Raw genomic sequence first — 12,990 nt, forward strand, 5'->3', positions numbered from 1 at the left:
AGGGGGATTGATTATGCCAGTTGTTACAACGCCGCTCATCAAAGACTTGTTTGCCGTCATTGAGGAACGAAAGGCCGTACGCCAATATGATGCCAACGCGACAATCAGCAAAGAAGAGCTGCGTGCCATTCTCACGGCTGCCACGAAAGCGCCGTCTGCTTGGAATTTGCAGCCATGGCACTTTCTCGTCATCCACGGCAAGGAAACGCAACGGCGGCTTCAGCCGATCGCTTACGGCCAACAACAAATCGTCGATGCCTCCGCTGTCGTCGTTGTGCTTGGGGATTTGGAAGCGAACCGGAATACGGATGCCGTTTACGATCCGCTCGTTCGCGAAGGAGCGATGACAGAGGAGGTGAAACGGCAGCTTGCTGAACAAATTGAGACCGCCTATGCGAACAAGCAATACGCCCGTGATGCCGCGTTTCAAAACGCCGCTTTCGCTGCGATGCAGCTCATGCTGGCGGCAACAGCGAAAGGCTGGGCGACGTGTCCGATTGGCGGCTTTAACCCTGAGCGGCTGAAAGAAGAGTTTCACATCCCGAACCGCTATGTGCCGACGCTGCTGATCACGATCGGAAAGGCGGCTGCTCCCGCCCATCATTCCATCCGGCTGCCTATTGAGGCCGTGTCGACATGGGTTGAGCAATAGCCAAACAGGCGTCCCCTCACCATGTGGGGACGCCTGTTCCTATGATAGCGCCTTCTGTTGGCCATTCGCATCCACAACTGCAGACCCAGACGGAAACGTCAAATGGACGACCGTTCCCTTCCCGACTTCGCTTTCAATCTGCATTGTTCCTTTATGTTCCTGAACGATTTTCATGCTTGTTGTCAGCCCGAGCCCCATTCCTTTTTCCTTCAAGGTGAAAAACGGTTCACCGATTTTTTGCAACCGCTCTTTCGAAATGCCGATGCCAGTATCGGCAATGGCTAAGCGGATTATGCCTTCAGCTTCGGACACACGGACATATAAGTTCCCGCCGTCGGGCATCGCTTCAATGGCGTTTTTCATCACGTTTAAAAGCACTTGAACAATTTGGTTTTGGTCACCGTACACGCAAGCTTTTGGCGCGTTGTTATGGACGGAAATGGACACGTCGTTTAATGTCGCCTCATGACCGATCAGACTAATGACATACGAAATGGCCTCGTTCAACAAAAACAGCCGGTAATCATGGCTTTGCGGCTTGGCAAGCACCAAGAGCTCGCTGACGATTTGGTTGACGCGGCCAAGCTCACTCAGCATAATGCGCACGTGGTCGTCATTCACTTCGCGCGTTTCTTGCATCATCTGCATAAATCCTTTCATTGATGTGAGCGGATTGCGAATCTCATGAGCGATGCCGGCCGCCAGCTCCCCAAGCACCGACAGCTTCTCTTTTTTCAATAGCAGCTCCTCCGTGCGCTTTTGCTGGGTAATGTCGCGACCGATCGTCAACAATCCTTTTCGCATGCCATTGTCTTCAAACAACGGCACTTTAATGACGTCAAATGTCTTCCGCTCCCCATCCAACGTCTCGAACGACTCCTCGCGACGCGTCAATGTCCCGCTTTTCCACGCCTCGCGATCCGATTCAATGCACTGCTCGAACGCGTCTTTGAAAAACGGTACAAGCTCGCCAAGCTCGCGATCCGTTTTTCCGACATAGTCAATATGCTCGAGATGGTACAGCCGCCGGCCGAAGTCATTGACGCGCAGCCAACGCCCTTCACTGTCTTTAAAACAAACAAAGTCGGGCATCGAGTTGATGAGCGTCAGCAGCTGCTGTTCTTTTTCTTCCGCTTTTTCAAGCTGTTCACGCTTTTTTAGCAACTGGTATAAAAACACGGCCGACAGCAAAATAAAGACCGCCCCTTTGGCGGCGCTAAGCGCAACATACACGCCGCGGCTGATCGGCAGCACATTGATCAGAGCGTCGGTGACAGCTAGCCATAAAACGCTGCCCACAACGTAACTTGCCATGACTTTTGATTTGTTTACCACTTTGTCATCGAACCCCTAACATGCAAAGTCAGTGGCGGCCGCACCATCCGCCAAGCTACATTTCCCGCGCCCATCCTAGCAATCGGCCGGCCAGCATGGCAGCGCGTTCATGGCCGATCCGCTTTTGCAGCGACGTCTCGAGCCGCTGCGCCACCGCCTCCGCTTCCTCCTCATAGAAGAATGAAAAGGACCACTCGAGCGCCGGAATGGCGAGAACGATATACTCCTCTTTTCGATTTTCGTAAATATATACATGAGCCGGAGCTTGTCCGTCGACTAGCGGCGTTTTGCGGATTTTCATCGTTCCATCCCACCTTTTTGCTAGTAAGGCGTCTCCATTTCATTTATTTTAGCAAACGGCCGTCGCCTACTCAATATAAATCATTTTCCTCGTCATCCCCCCGTCGATGACGAAATTTGCTCCGGTAATAAAATCGTTTTCCTCATCGCATAAATAAAGGCAGGCGCGGGCGATGTCATCCGGTTTGCCGACGCGGCCGGCCGGGTGCTGTCGGTGGTCAATCTCCCGCAATTTTCCGTAATCACCCGTTTCAATCCAGCCGGGGCTGATGCAGTTGACGCGAATGCGATCGGCGGAAAGCGACACGGCGAGCGCATGGGTGAGAGCGATGAGGCCGCCTTTAGACGCCGCGTACGCCTCCGAGTTCGGTTCGGACATGAGCGCTCTTGTCGAGGCGATGTTAACGATCGCCCCGCCTTTACGGTTGCGGCGCATATGTTTCGCCGCCTCCCGTGAAGCCAAAAAGGCGCTGCGCAAATTCGTCGCCAACACATCGTCCCACTCGTCCACTGTCAGCTCGTACGGCGATTTCCAGCGCGAAACGCCGGCGTTGTTGATTAAATAGTCAATGCGTCCAAAACGGCTGGCGGCTTCCTCGACAAACCGCTTAATGTCGCCCGCGTTCCGTACATCTGCCGCCACAAATATGGCGGTTCGTCCGCCTGTTCGCAGCTGTTCAACGAGCGCTTCTCCATTTTTCGCATCAACGTCCACAATCACAACGTTCGCCCCTTGTTTGGCAAACATCGCGGCAATCGCCTTGCCAATTCCGTTCGCCCCGCCGGTGACAACCGCCGTTTTCTGCTCCATGCCCATTTTGCCATTTCCCCTTTCTTGCCTCGTTAGCAAATCTTATATTCTTTCCTTTGTTTCGCACGAAAATTTCCTCCTTATTATACCACCAGCGGCAGCCGAAACATATAGCTGTCACATAAGGATGTTCGGAGGTTCTCGCCGCCGATGTGAAGTTTGCTGTGAAACAAGGCAATGAAAACACTTTTCCGTCGGTGGCAACCGGCCATCTTTCTGGCACGGAAAAGCGTTTCCCATCAAAAAAAAAGACCGCAGTCAGGCGGTCTTTTTTTGCGGCTTACCGGTATGGGCCGTACGGCATCGGAAAACCGGGCGCATACGGGACTGTTCCGCCGTAATATGGCGGCTGCGGTGCGGCATAGTAGCCGTACGGCGCGACCGGGGCGTACGGCATCGGTGCGGCCGACGGATAGTACATCGGCGCATACGGAGCGGGACCTGGTACTGCGCCGGGCAGAACGCCGGGAGTCCCGCTCGGCAGCGCGCCTGGAACAGCCTCAGGTGCCATGCCGGCGACGGTCGGTTCCGCCCCCATATACGGAGCAGCCATGTCGTACGGGGCAGCGGCCCCGCCAAGCGGCGGTACATTTTCTTTCCCGCCCATCGGCCAGACGGAAGCCGGAGCCACATTAGGCACCGCTCCCAAATGAAGCGGCGGCGCTGGAGGCATCATGTCGGAGCTGTCAGGGCTGTCAAACCCATCCGGGCTATCATCAAGGTGAACTGGGCTGACAAACGGTGCCGGCGGCGCGACTGGCGGACACCAATACCCGTGCGGTGCGACCGGTGGATAATAGGCCATCGGCATCACTCCTGTTGGTATCGCTCCAGTTGACATGGCTGCCGGCATTGGTGCCATCGGCGGCGCATTATTGTCGATCCGTTCCGTCCCATCGCCATGGCCGGAGGCGTTCAGAAACGGATCATTCGCATACGAATCCCATTGATTCATTGTCCTCTCCCTTTCTCGCTCATAATTGTCGGGGCGCGTACCCACCCATATTGTATGTCGGAACAAGCAAAGGGTGTTTGCCCGGCCAAAATATAGGTATTTATCCCGCCAGCTGATTGCGCTATGATGAATAGCGACAACGATACTTAGGTGAATGCTTGGGGGGAATGCGATGGACGAAGCACTGGCAGCCAAACAAATCGCCGAATTGCGCACTGGTGTCATTGCCGAACTGTTAGTAAAAAAAGAGGACTTCCTCACGTTTCGGGCCGTGCTCGTCAAACAGCCCGATTTTAAACAGTTTCGCGGCATCGCCCAGCGCGGCGGCCACGTTCTCTACCATTACATGAATACCCCGCGCAGCTGACTTCTTTGTGTTCATCGTTCAACATCCGGCTTTCAGGGGAAGAAAGCCGGATGTTTCTTTTGGCGGAGAAATTTCCAATGTTTCTATGAAACTAGTCATATCAACGCTTCGCACACTTTTCCATCATTTAGATAATGAAGAACGACGCCATCCTTGTTACTCTAGTAGCGAGTTTGCGAGAGGAGGGATGTGGATGAAACAAGGAAAGGCATGGGTGATGGCGATATTGTGTGGAATGTTTTTCTTTGCCGGCCACGCCGATGCTGCGACGGTCCATACAGTCAAACGCGGTGATACACTTTGGAAAATCGCAAAACAATACGGTGTGCCGCTGAAACAACTAAAGCAAAAAAATCGCAAAGGCGATTGGCTATGTCCTGGCGAAAAACTCATCATCCCGAATGCAGGCATTACAGCGGCAGAAAAAGATTTGCTTGCCCGTCTCGTTCATGCCGAAGCGAAGGGAGAACCGTATGCCGGGAAAGTGGCTGTGGCGACGGTCGTGCTTAACCGCGTCGATCACCCTGATTTTCCAGATACCATCCGCGACGTCATTTATGAGCGCTCTGGCGGCCATTATGCCTTCACACCGGTGGCAAACGGAACGATCAACGAACCGGCTGACCGTGAGGCATATCGCGCCGTTGAAGAAGCACTTGCTTTTCGCGGTTTAGGAAACGGCTCGCTCTATTTCTATAATCCGAAAACGGCGAAAAGCAACTGGCTGCGCTCTCGCCCGGTGACCGTTGTCATCGGCAACCATGTGTTTGCTAAGTAAACGAAAACAAAGGGCGGCTTCGCCCTTTGTTTTTTTAAAAATATGAAATCTTAGGAAAGAAACCCCTTTACTTGTGCATAAAAATAAGGCAAACTAGTAAAAAAGCTGCCGAGCCCCGCCGAGACTGGCGCTGCTGGCAAGAGTGGGCGCGCGATCGGCCCGGTTGGCGGCTGATGAGATTTATCACTATTTGTTTAAAGGGGAATGATATGATGAAAAAAGCGAAAGTCGGGGATATTATTGAATTTAAAAACGGATTGCGCGGCATCGTGGAAAAAGTGAACGAAAACTCGGTCATCGTGGATTTGACATATATGGAAAACTACCGTGAACTTGATTTGCAAGAACGAACGGTCGTCAATCATAAAAACTATAAAATCCTCGAATAGAAAAAAGAGGCTGCCAACAGCCTCTTTTTTCTTATGAAATGCGGGCTAATTCATCGCATTCATATATATGGACGCCGTTGGCCGCCGATGCCGCGCGGTAAAACATGGCCAAGGCCAGCTGGCTGGCGTCGACCGGCTTATATTTTTTCCACTTGCCGACAAACAAAAACGGCAGCCGGCATAACAGCCATCCGGCGAGCGCCTCGCCGAGGCGGAATTCCCGGCGCTTGCCGACAAGCAGCGACGGGCGAAAAATATGGAGCGATGGAATGGACAGCCGTTGCAGCGCTTCTTCCGTTTCCCCTTTGACGCGTTGGTAAAAAAACGGCGAGCACGGATTGGCGCCAATCGAGGAGACGGTCAGAAAGCTTTTCGCCCGGCACTTTTCCGCCAGCGCCGCGGCGCGCAACGTATATTCATAGTCGACCTGAATGAACTGCTGCTTTGTTTTCGCCTTTTTCCGCGTCGTTCCGAGACAGCAAAAGACGTCATCGACGTAAAAATACCGCTCATACGACTCAAGCCGGGCAAAATCGGCGACGACTTGCTGCAGCTTTTCATGTTCCAACGGCAGCGGGGTGCGGACGAAAATAGTCACTTGCCGGTATAAATCCGACTGCAGCAGCAAAGCCAGTAGTTCACCGCCCACCAAGCCGCTCGCTCCAAGCAAAAGCGCTGTTCTTCGCTCCAACGCCAAAACCTCCAAGGCAAAACATTCATTGTTCATTATATATGAGGTTTGGCGAAAAAACTACCCTTTTTTTGCCGGCTTTAGCGGTTGTCGATTTTTTCCGGGTATAGGTCATGGTTGAGCAGCCGATATTCAGCCATTTGTTCATATTTTGTCCCGGGGCGTCCCCAGTTGCAATACGGGTCGATGGAAATGCCGCCGCGCGGGGTGAATTTGCCCCATACTTCGATGTAGCGCGGCTCCATCGCGTTGATTAAGTCGTTCATAATGATGTTGACGCAGTCTTCGTGAAAGTCGCCGTGGTTGCGGAAGCTGAACAAATACAGCTTGAGCGACTTGCTTTCGACGCATTTTTTGTCCGGGATGTAGCTGATGTAAATGGTCGCGAAGTCCGGTTGTCCGGTTTTTGGCAACTGTTTGCCGACGCAAACAGGTGGACTATCTCTTATTCTTATTCAGCTGCGATACTGAATAAGAACCCTTGCGCTTCCACCGCGGCAACAATGTGCAACGGTGTACTCTACTCTCTTCCTTCAGAGCTACTCTTACTCGCTTCACTCTGAAGTGATTTCGATAGTCTCTGCACCTTCCTCAAACGGAGCAACCGCTTGCCGTCTGAGGCTTGGCTCAGGGTCGGAAAAGTAGAGGGCCCTTTCTTCCCCTGAATTCACAAGGTTTAGCCGACAGCGTCACCGCTGAAGTGTGCCCTTATTGACACAGCGTCGTAAACTCCGGACAATTGAACTTCACGAAATAATCCCGGTCAGGATGTTTGTTGTCAAACACTTCAAGAAGATTCGGATTGTACGTGAACGAATACGTCGTCCCTTGATTGCCAAGCAGTGTCAAGTCTTTCAATTCTTCCTCTTTTCTTCCAGACATTCTTCCTTCCTCCTTCGCTGTCATTTTGCGCTCGAACCGCTTTCGCTTTACACGCCGCGCTTGTTTCCCCAAAGGAGCGTGTGCAGCTGCGGCAGGATGTGGACGTCGGCCAGCTCCTCCGACTCGGCGGCTTGCTCCACGAGCCATTCCAACCGGCCGAGAAGCTTTGCGCGAAGCGCCTCTACATCCAAATCCCCTACATCGGCGTTGCCGGTCTGCAAATAAAACGGAACGCCCGGGTAACGGCGGTGCGCTTCTTTTGCGTACGCCAAATCAACCTCATCAAAGACGACGACTTTCAAACTGACGCGCCGCGTCCGGTTTTGATCTTTCTGCAACCGCCCGATGATGGCATCGAGCGCCGCCCAGTCGGTGTCCATCCCCGAACTTGGCGGTTTCGGGGAAATGGTGACATCATCAACATCAAGAAGCCAGTCTTGCCAGCGGCTTCCTTGCGTTTCGACCGCCACCCGCACCCCTTTTTCATGAAGAAGCGCAACGAGCTCACCGAGTGCGGCGATCAGCAGCGGGTTGCCGCCGGAGATCGTCACATGGCGGAAGCGGAGCCCGCCAATGGCTTCAAGCCGCCGCCAAATGTCGTCGGCCGTCAGCTGCTCGATCTCCTCTTTCGCCGACCCGTCCCACGTAAACGCCGAATCGCACCAGCGGCAGCGGTAATCGCAGCCGGCGGTGCGCACGAACATCGTCTTTTGGCCGATCACCATTCCTTCCCCTTGAATGGTCGGACCGAAAATCTCCAATACCGGAATCGTGCGCGCCATCACCGCTCCCCCGCTTTCGGCCGGTAGACGACGTAGCTTGTTGGCGATTCACGAACAAACACTTGCAAACATTTCGGCTTGTGCGGCAGCGCATCCAAATAGCCCTGAACGATCTCATAAATCGTGCGCGCCACCACTTCCGTCGTCGGAAACCGGTTCGGGTCATAGCGGTCAAACCAATCGGTGTGATCATTAAGCAGCGTGTGGTCTAATTTTCCGTGGACAAGCTTCTTTAACGTTTGGAAGTTGACTAAAAAGCCGCTTTCATCCAACTCATCGCCAGCGACGGTCACATTGACGATGTACGTATGGCCGTGCACGTTGGCGCAGCGGCCGGCCGCTTCATGAGGGATAAAATGGGCAGCGGCGATCTGCATATCTTTGTTGAGTTCGTAGCGATAATGATGGGCTACTTGCGGATAAAGCTGATGCATCATCGCGCTTCCACCTCCGCTTTCCCTCGCAAATATTCATCCAACCCGCGCTTGCGCAACACGCACGCCGGGCACTCGCCGCAACCGTCAGCGATCACGCCGTTATAGCACGTCAGCGTCTTCGTGCGAACGAATTCAAGCGCCCCAAGCTCATCGGCCAATTTCCACGTTTCCGCTTTCGTCAGCCACATGAGCGGCGTATGAATGACAAACGGATAATCCATCGCCAAATTCAGCGTCACATTCAGCGATTTGATAAAGATGTCGCGGCAATCCGGGTAGCCGCTAAAATCCGTTTCACACACTCCGGTGACAAGATGGCGCGCCCCCCGCTGCTTGGCAAGCACCGCAGCGAACGATAAAAACAATAAATTGCGCCCATCCACAAACGTTGTCGGCAACTCGCCTTCCTTTTGTTCAATGGCGATCTCGCCGCGCGTTAAGGCGTTCGGCGCCAATTGTCCAAGAAGCGACATATCAAGCACCGTATGGCGGACACCGAGCTCGTCGGCGATCGATGCGGCGACGTCGATTTCCCGCCGATGACGCTGGCCATAATCAAACGTCACCGCCTCTACTTCCGCAAACTGCTTTTTTGCCCAAAATAAACACGTTGTGCTGTCTTGGCCGCCGCTAAAGACGACGACCGCCTTTTCTTCCTTCATCTTCATCACAATCAACCTCCTTCTGAATCGGCAGAAGAAGAGGTTTCCGAAACAAAAAAGGCCATACCCCTAGGATACAGCCGTCCCTAGTTTTTTATAGAGGGTTTTGCTAGAAACCTCTCCCGTACAAGCGTACGGAATTGTGATTCTTCTGTTTTCTTTATTTACTATACCATACTTATGGCTTTTGTTGTAGCGCCTTTTTCACTTTTTCCGCCGTCCATACGTATAGATACAAAAGCGGAACATACACCGCGACAAGATAAAACCCTGCCTTCGCTGTCCATTGCGTCAACTGCTCAATGTCTGTCTTCTCTTGGAAAAACAGCGTCCCGACAAACAAGCAAGCGAGCAACACTGGAAGCGAACGGCGCTGCTGAACGGCAAACAGCTGTTTGATCACGCGCGTCGCTGCCCAAACGGAGACAGCGATGATCGGAAACACGACAAGCACATAAATCGAAATGACGATATATTCCATCCGCTCGATAAACGGCACTTCCGGAATTTTGGCCAGCGTCAACGTCGGCCATGTCACATGCTCGATCTGCTCTTTGTTGTAAAAAATGATGGAGATAAACATGACGGTCAAATAAATGAACGTCGTCAGCGCGTTGGCCGCATGCGCCCACTTTTGCGAGGACGGAGCCTGTTTTAAAAACGGGTAATACATCAGCAGCATTTCAAACCCTAAATATTGCAGCACCATCTCTTTCGATGCTTTTGCCAATTGCCCAAACGAATGGTCGAACACCGGCAATAAGTTCCGGTATTGAGCATGCTCAAGCGGAAAGAAAACCATCGGAAAAATCGTCAACAGCGGAATCACCACCCCCCAAACGCATAAGCCGACAACGACGCGAAACCCGCCGGAGACGGCGTAATACGTCATCAGCAAAAACATAAGGCTGAACTGCCACGCCCCCATCAACGGGAACACCCATACTTTAATGATTTCAATGTATGATTGAAGCACCATAAACGCCGCCAACGCGTAGTAAAAAAGAAGTCCAAGGCTCAGCACCCCGCCGATCCACCGCCCGAAGTACTGTTCATGAAGCGACACGAGGTCTCCGCCTGATGGCAAATGCGACAGCAGCCGATACATGAGCCAAATCAACACGTGCGCCGACAGCCCGGCCATTAAGACTGCCATCCAGGCATCCTGCCCCGCCTCTTTCATCAGTGGACGCTGAAAATTGAGTGCCCCGACCCCAACTTGCGTAGCATGAATGACAAAAAACACAAGAAACGGGGAGATGAGAAACCGTTCCTGAATGGCCTGCTTCATCCTAATCCCTCCTCATGTTCCCCGTCTTATTCGCCAATGCCGGTATGGACGATATCCACCGTGACGTGCGGGCGGATGTCTAGATCCGGGTATTCACGGTAAAACGCGTCGGAATCCCAATGTCTTGTCACACTGCGAACAAAATCGCCGATGCCGAGCGGGTCAATCCGTTTTTTCTGAAAATAACGGAATAACCGACGCATATTATGCTCCAATTCATTTTGCATTTTTTTCTTCACATCAGCAAACAAATCTTGACCCGGCTGATCGAGCCATGACGGGTAATCCCGCACCGACGCATGGATATGGACGAACACATCAAGCACATGGCGGCCTCCATCACGCTTCCATTCATATTTCGGCTTCGCCCATAAGTTTTGCAGCATCACCCGATCCTCGCCCTGTTTCCCGCGATTCCCAACCTTCAGCTGGTAGACGCCGTTTTTCGTTTCTCCAAGCAAAATTTTCATTAAAAACGAATCACGCAAACTCACATGCCCCACGTATCGGTCGTCGCGAAACAACGCGACCCCTTCAAGCTTGGCGAAATCTCCTTTTTTCTCAAAATACGGCAAAAACGGATCGCTGCCTGGGGAAAAATAGCGATACAAAAACAAGTGCAAATTCGTTTTCGGCAAGTTCATTGACTGTTCGTTTTGCTTAACGAGGTTCGGCAAATACAACGTATCGCTCAACGTCGTCTTAGCCGTAATCTCTAACAGCTCCTTCGCGCTTCCTTCCGCCACGCCGAGGAACAAATGACTGCCGACTTTGTTGTTGCGCGCGAGGCTGTGCGTAATTTGCGTCACCCCCCGCTTGGCAAACTCCTTGCCGAACAAAATCAAGCGCAGCTGCCCTTCCTCAACCGGCAGCGCTGATTTCGATGACAGGCCCGGAATCAAGTCGTAGATCGTCGGCGACATCGTCGTCAGCATATTCGGCTTTGTCATCGGCCCTTGCTTGAACGTCGGGTACACCGCAGTGCCCGTGTAGCGGCCGTTCTCGAAATCATACCCCATCTGTTGAATAATTTGAATTTCGTCAATCGGCCACGAACTGACGCAGCCGCCAAGCAACAGCAGCGCACCGACCCATGCGAGCCCACGCCTCATCATGATCCCCCTTACTCATCAATATCGCGTTTTTGCTTCGCCGCATTCGGATCGTAACGAAACCGCGACCGCGGACGAAGAAACATCGGCCGCTCCGCCGTTTCACTGTATGGCGAACGAATGAATGTATCGCGGAAGCTGCGAACACGAAATGGATAAAACGGCAGCAAATACGGATAACCAAACGACTGCAGCCGCCCTAAATGAATGAGCAGTCCACAGACAGCAAAGATGATGCCGATCCCGCCCCAGAAAGCGGCAAACAAAATAAATGGGAACCGGATAAACCGGATCGTGTTGGACATTTTGAAAATCGGCGTTGTAAACGAAGCGAGCGCCGCCAACGCGACGACAATCAACAAAATCGTACTCGTCAGCCCGGCATCAACGGTTGCTTGCCCGATGACAATCCCGCCGACAATCCCGAGCGTTTGTGCGACTTTCGTCGGCAGCCGCGCCCCGGCCTCGCGCAGCAATTCAATCGTAATCTCTAAAAACAGCACTTCGAGCACCGGCGGAAACGGGACGTTCGAACGCGAATAAATGATCGGGCCAAGCAAGTCTTCCGGGATCATTTCATAATGATACGTCAACACCGCGACATAAATCGGCGACGCTAACACCGAGAACGCAACGCCGAAAAACCGGATGAGCCGGAAAAACGTGGCGAGCACCCATGGCAAATAATAGTCTTCCGGCGACGTAAAAAAATCGAAAAGAGCGGCGGGGCCAATCACGGCATACGGGGAGCCGTCGCAAAAAATGGCCACCTGACCCGACACAAGCGCATAGATGGCCCGGTCGATCCGCTCGGTCGAGATAAACAGAGGAAACGGCGTCCGTGAATTGTCCGCAAGAAGCTGATCCAAAATAGCGTTGTCAAACACGACGTCAAAATGAATGGACTCAAGCCGCTGCGTCACCGTTTGAATGACTTCCGGATTAGCGACACCGTCGATGTAGGCGATGACCACTTTCGTTTTCGACATCGAACCGATCGACATTTCCCGAAACACAAGATTCGGCGTCACCACTTGCCGGCGGATGAGATGCAAGTTGACCCCGACGTTTTCCACAAATCCGACTTTCGGTCCGACGACGCTGAATTCGTTTTCCGAATCATTGTTTTCCCGAAGCCCCAAATTTTCAGCCGCGGCGCCCATGAGCGCCGCTTTGTTTGGCTGCTCGCGGAAGGTGACCGCGACAAACCCTTTCAGCACCTTCTCTTCAATCAGTGCCGTGTCTTCACTCACCTCAATGCGCTGAATCGGCACGATTTGCTGCAAATCTTCCAACTGCACATTCGGATGGCGGGAAAGATCATTTTGCAGATGACAAAGGATATGTTCCTGCAGCACTTTCGGGTCGACGAGCGAATCAAAATAGTAAATCGACAGCTCCTTGTCCCCAACCGCAAACGACACTTCGACAAAATCGCTGGACCGCCGGAGCTTTTCCCATAATTGCGGCATCGTTGGCTGCGGAGAACGCTTTTTCTTTTTAAAAAATGATAAAAAGCCCACGGCCATCCCCTCGCCTTTCCGTT

The 12,990-nt window shown here is 52.8% G+C and carries 16 protein-coding genes and 1 pseudogene; 4 read left to right on the plus strand and 13 right to left on the minus strand.

The window, feature by feature from the left end; genetic code table 11:
* Positions 1-13: 13 nt before the first annotated feature.
* Positions 14-652: a nitroreductase family protein gene (locus GS3922_RS11435; RefSeq protein ID WP_063166471.1), complete on the plus strand. Its 639-nt coding sequence runs from the start codon at positions 14-16 to the stop codon at positions 650-652.
* Positions 653-691: 39 nt separating this feature from the next.
* Here GS3922_RS11435 and GS3922_RS11440 read toward each other — a convergent pair whose 3' ends face one another.
* From GS3922_RS11440 to GS3922_RS11455, 4 genes are all read right to left on the minus strand, one after another.
* The gene (locus GS3922_RS11440) at positions 692-1,987 is read right to left on the minus strand and encodes an ATP-binding protein (RefSeq protein ID WP_063166472.1); all 1,296 of its coding nucleotides are present in this window, start codon (positions 1,985-1,987) and stop codon (positions 692-694) included.
* A 55-nt stretch (positions 1,988-2,042) separates the two neighbouring features.
* Positions 2,043-2,288 (minus strand): YueH family protein, encoded by a 246-nt coding sequence (locus tag GS3922_RS11445; protein ID WP_044745524.1) that lies wholly within the window; start codon positions 2,286-2,288, stop codon positions 2,043-2,045.
* A 66-nt stretch (positions 2,289-2,354) separates the two neighbouring features.
* Positions 2,355-3,104, minus strand: coding sequence for an SDR family NAD(P)-dependent oxidoreductase (locus tag GS3922_RS11450; protein WP_063166473.1), 750 nt, complete (start codon positions 3,102-3,104; stop codon positions 2,355-2,357).
* A 274-nt stretch (positions 3,105-3,378) separates the two neighbouring features.
* On the minus strand, positions 3,379-4,053 hold the full coding sequence (locus GS3922_RS11455; RefSeq protein ID WP_063166474.1) for a hypothetical protein: 675 nt from the start codon (positions 4,051-4,053) through the stop codon (positions 3,379-3,381).
* A gap of 172 nt (positions 4,054-4,225) precedes the next feature.
* Between GS3922_RS11455 and GS3922_RS11460 the strand changes: the two genes are divergently transcribed.
* From GS3922_RS11460 to GS3922_RS17305, 3 genes are all read left to right on the plus strand, one after another.
* Positions 4,226-4,420, plus strand: coding sequence for a hypothetical protein (locus GS3922_RS11460; RefSeq protein ID WP_063166475.1), 195 nt, complete (start codon positions 4,226-4,228; stop codon positions 4,418-4,420).
* Positions 4,421-4,613: 193 nt separating this feature from the next.
* Positions 4,614-5,198, plus strand: a complete 585-nt coding sequence (locus GS3922_RS11465; protein WP_063166476.1) for a cell wall hydrolase — start codon at positions 4,614-4,616, stop codon at positions 5,196-5,198.
* A 212-nt stretch (positions 5,199-5,410) separates the two neighbouring features.
* Positions 5,411-5,587, plus strand: coding sequence for a YkvS family protein (locus GS3922_RS17305; RefSeq protein WP_082816559.1), 177 nt, complete (start codon positions 5,411-5,413; stop codon positions 5,585-5,587).
* A gap of 31 nt (positions 5,588-5,618) precedes the next feature.
* Here GS3922_RS17305 and GS3922_RS11470 read toward each other — a convergent pair whose 3' ends face one another.
* The 9 genes and pseudogenes from GS3922_RS11470 to GS3922_RS11505 form a co-directional block, all read right to left on the minus strand.
* Positions 5,619-6,314 (minus strand): NAD(P)H-binding protein, encoded by a 696-nt coding sequence (locus tag GS3922_RS11470; RefSeq protein ID WP_063166477.1) that lies wholly within the window; start codon positions 6,312-6,314, stop codon positions 5,619-5,621.
* A gap of 44 nt (positions 6,315-6,358) precedes the next feature.
* Positions 6,359-6,688: pseudogene (gene queF / locus GS3922_RS11475) on the minus strand (preQ(1) synthase); the annotation flags it as partial.
* A gap of 298 nt (positions 6,689-6,986) precedes the next feature.
* On the minus strand, positions 6,987-7,160 hold the full coding sequence (locus tag GS3922_RS17310) for a tunnelling fold family protein (RefSeq protein ID WP_370454522.1): 174 nt from the start codon (positions 7,158-7,160) through the stop codon (positions 6,987-6,989).
* A 47-nt stretch (positions 7,161-7,207) separates the two neighbouring features.
* Positions 7,208-7,942 carry a 7-carboxy-7-deazaguanine synthase QueE gene (queE, locus tag GS3922_RS11480; protein WP_063166478.1) on the minus strand — a complete coding sequence of 245 codons (735 nt, stop codon included), beginning with the start codon at positions 7,940-7,942 and terminating at the stop codon, positions 7,208-7,210.
* Positions 7,942-8,379 (minus strand): 6-carboxytetrahydropterin synthase QueD, encoded by a 438-nt coding sequence (gene queD, locus GS3922_RS11485; RefSeq protein ID WP_063166479.1) that lies wholly within the window; start codon positions 8,377-8,379, stop codon positions 7,942-7,944. The genes queE and queD overlap by 1 nt, the downstream gene beginning before the upstream one ends.
* Positions 8,376-9,041, minus strand: a complete 666-nt coding sequence (queC, locus tag GS3922_RS11490; RefSeq protein ID WP_172796402.1) for a 7-cyano-7-deazaguanine synthase QueC — start codon at positions 9,039-9,041, stop codon at positions 8,376-8,378. Before queC ends, queD begins: the two co-directional genes overlap by 4 nt.
* Positions 9,042-9,219: 178 nt before the next feature.
* Positions 9,220-10,332 (minus strand): GerAB/ArcD/ProY family transporter, encoded by a 1,113-nt coding sequence (locus tag GS3922_RS11495; RefSeq protein WP_063166481.1) that lies wholly within the window; start codon positions 10,330-10,332, stop codon positions 9,220-9,222.
* 26 nt (positions 10,333-10,358) lie between these two features.
* On the minus strand, positions 10,359-11,444 hold the full coding sequence (locus GS3922_RS11500) for a Ger(x)C family spore germination protein (protein WP_063166482.1): 1,086 nt from the start codon (positions 11,442-11,444) through the stop codon (positions 10,359-10,361).
* 11 nt (positions 11,445-11,455) lie between these two features.
* Positions 11,456-12,967: a spore germination protein gene (locus GS3922_RS11505; RefSeq protein WP_082816561.1), complete on the minus strand. Its 1,512-nt coding sequence runs from the start codon at positions 12,965-12,967 to the stop codon at positions 11,456-11,458.
* Positions 12,968-12,990: the final 23 nt, after the last annotated feature.

It is taken from the genome of Geobacillus subterraneus, from assembly GCF_001618685.1.
GTDB lineage: Bacteria > Bacillota > Bacilli > Bacillales > Anoxybacillaceae > Geobacillus > Geobacillus subterraneus.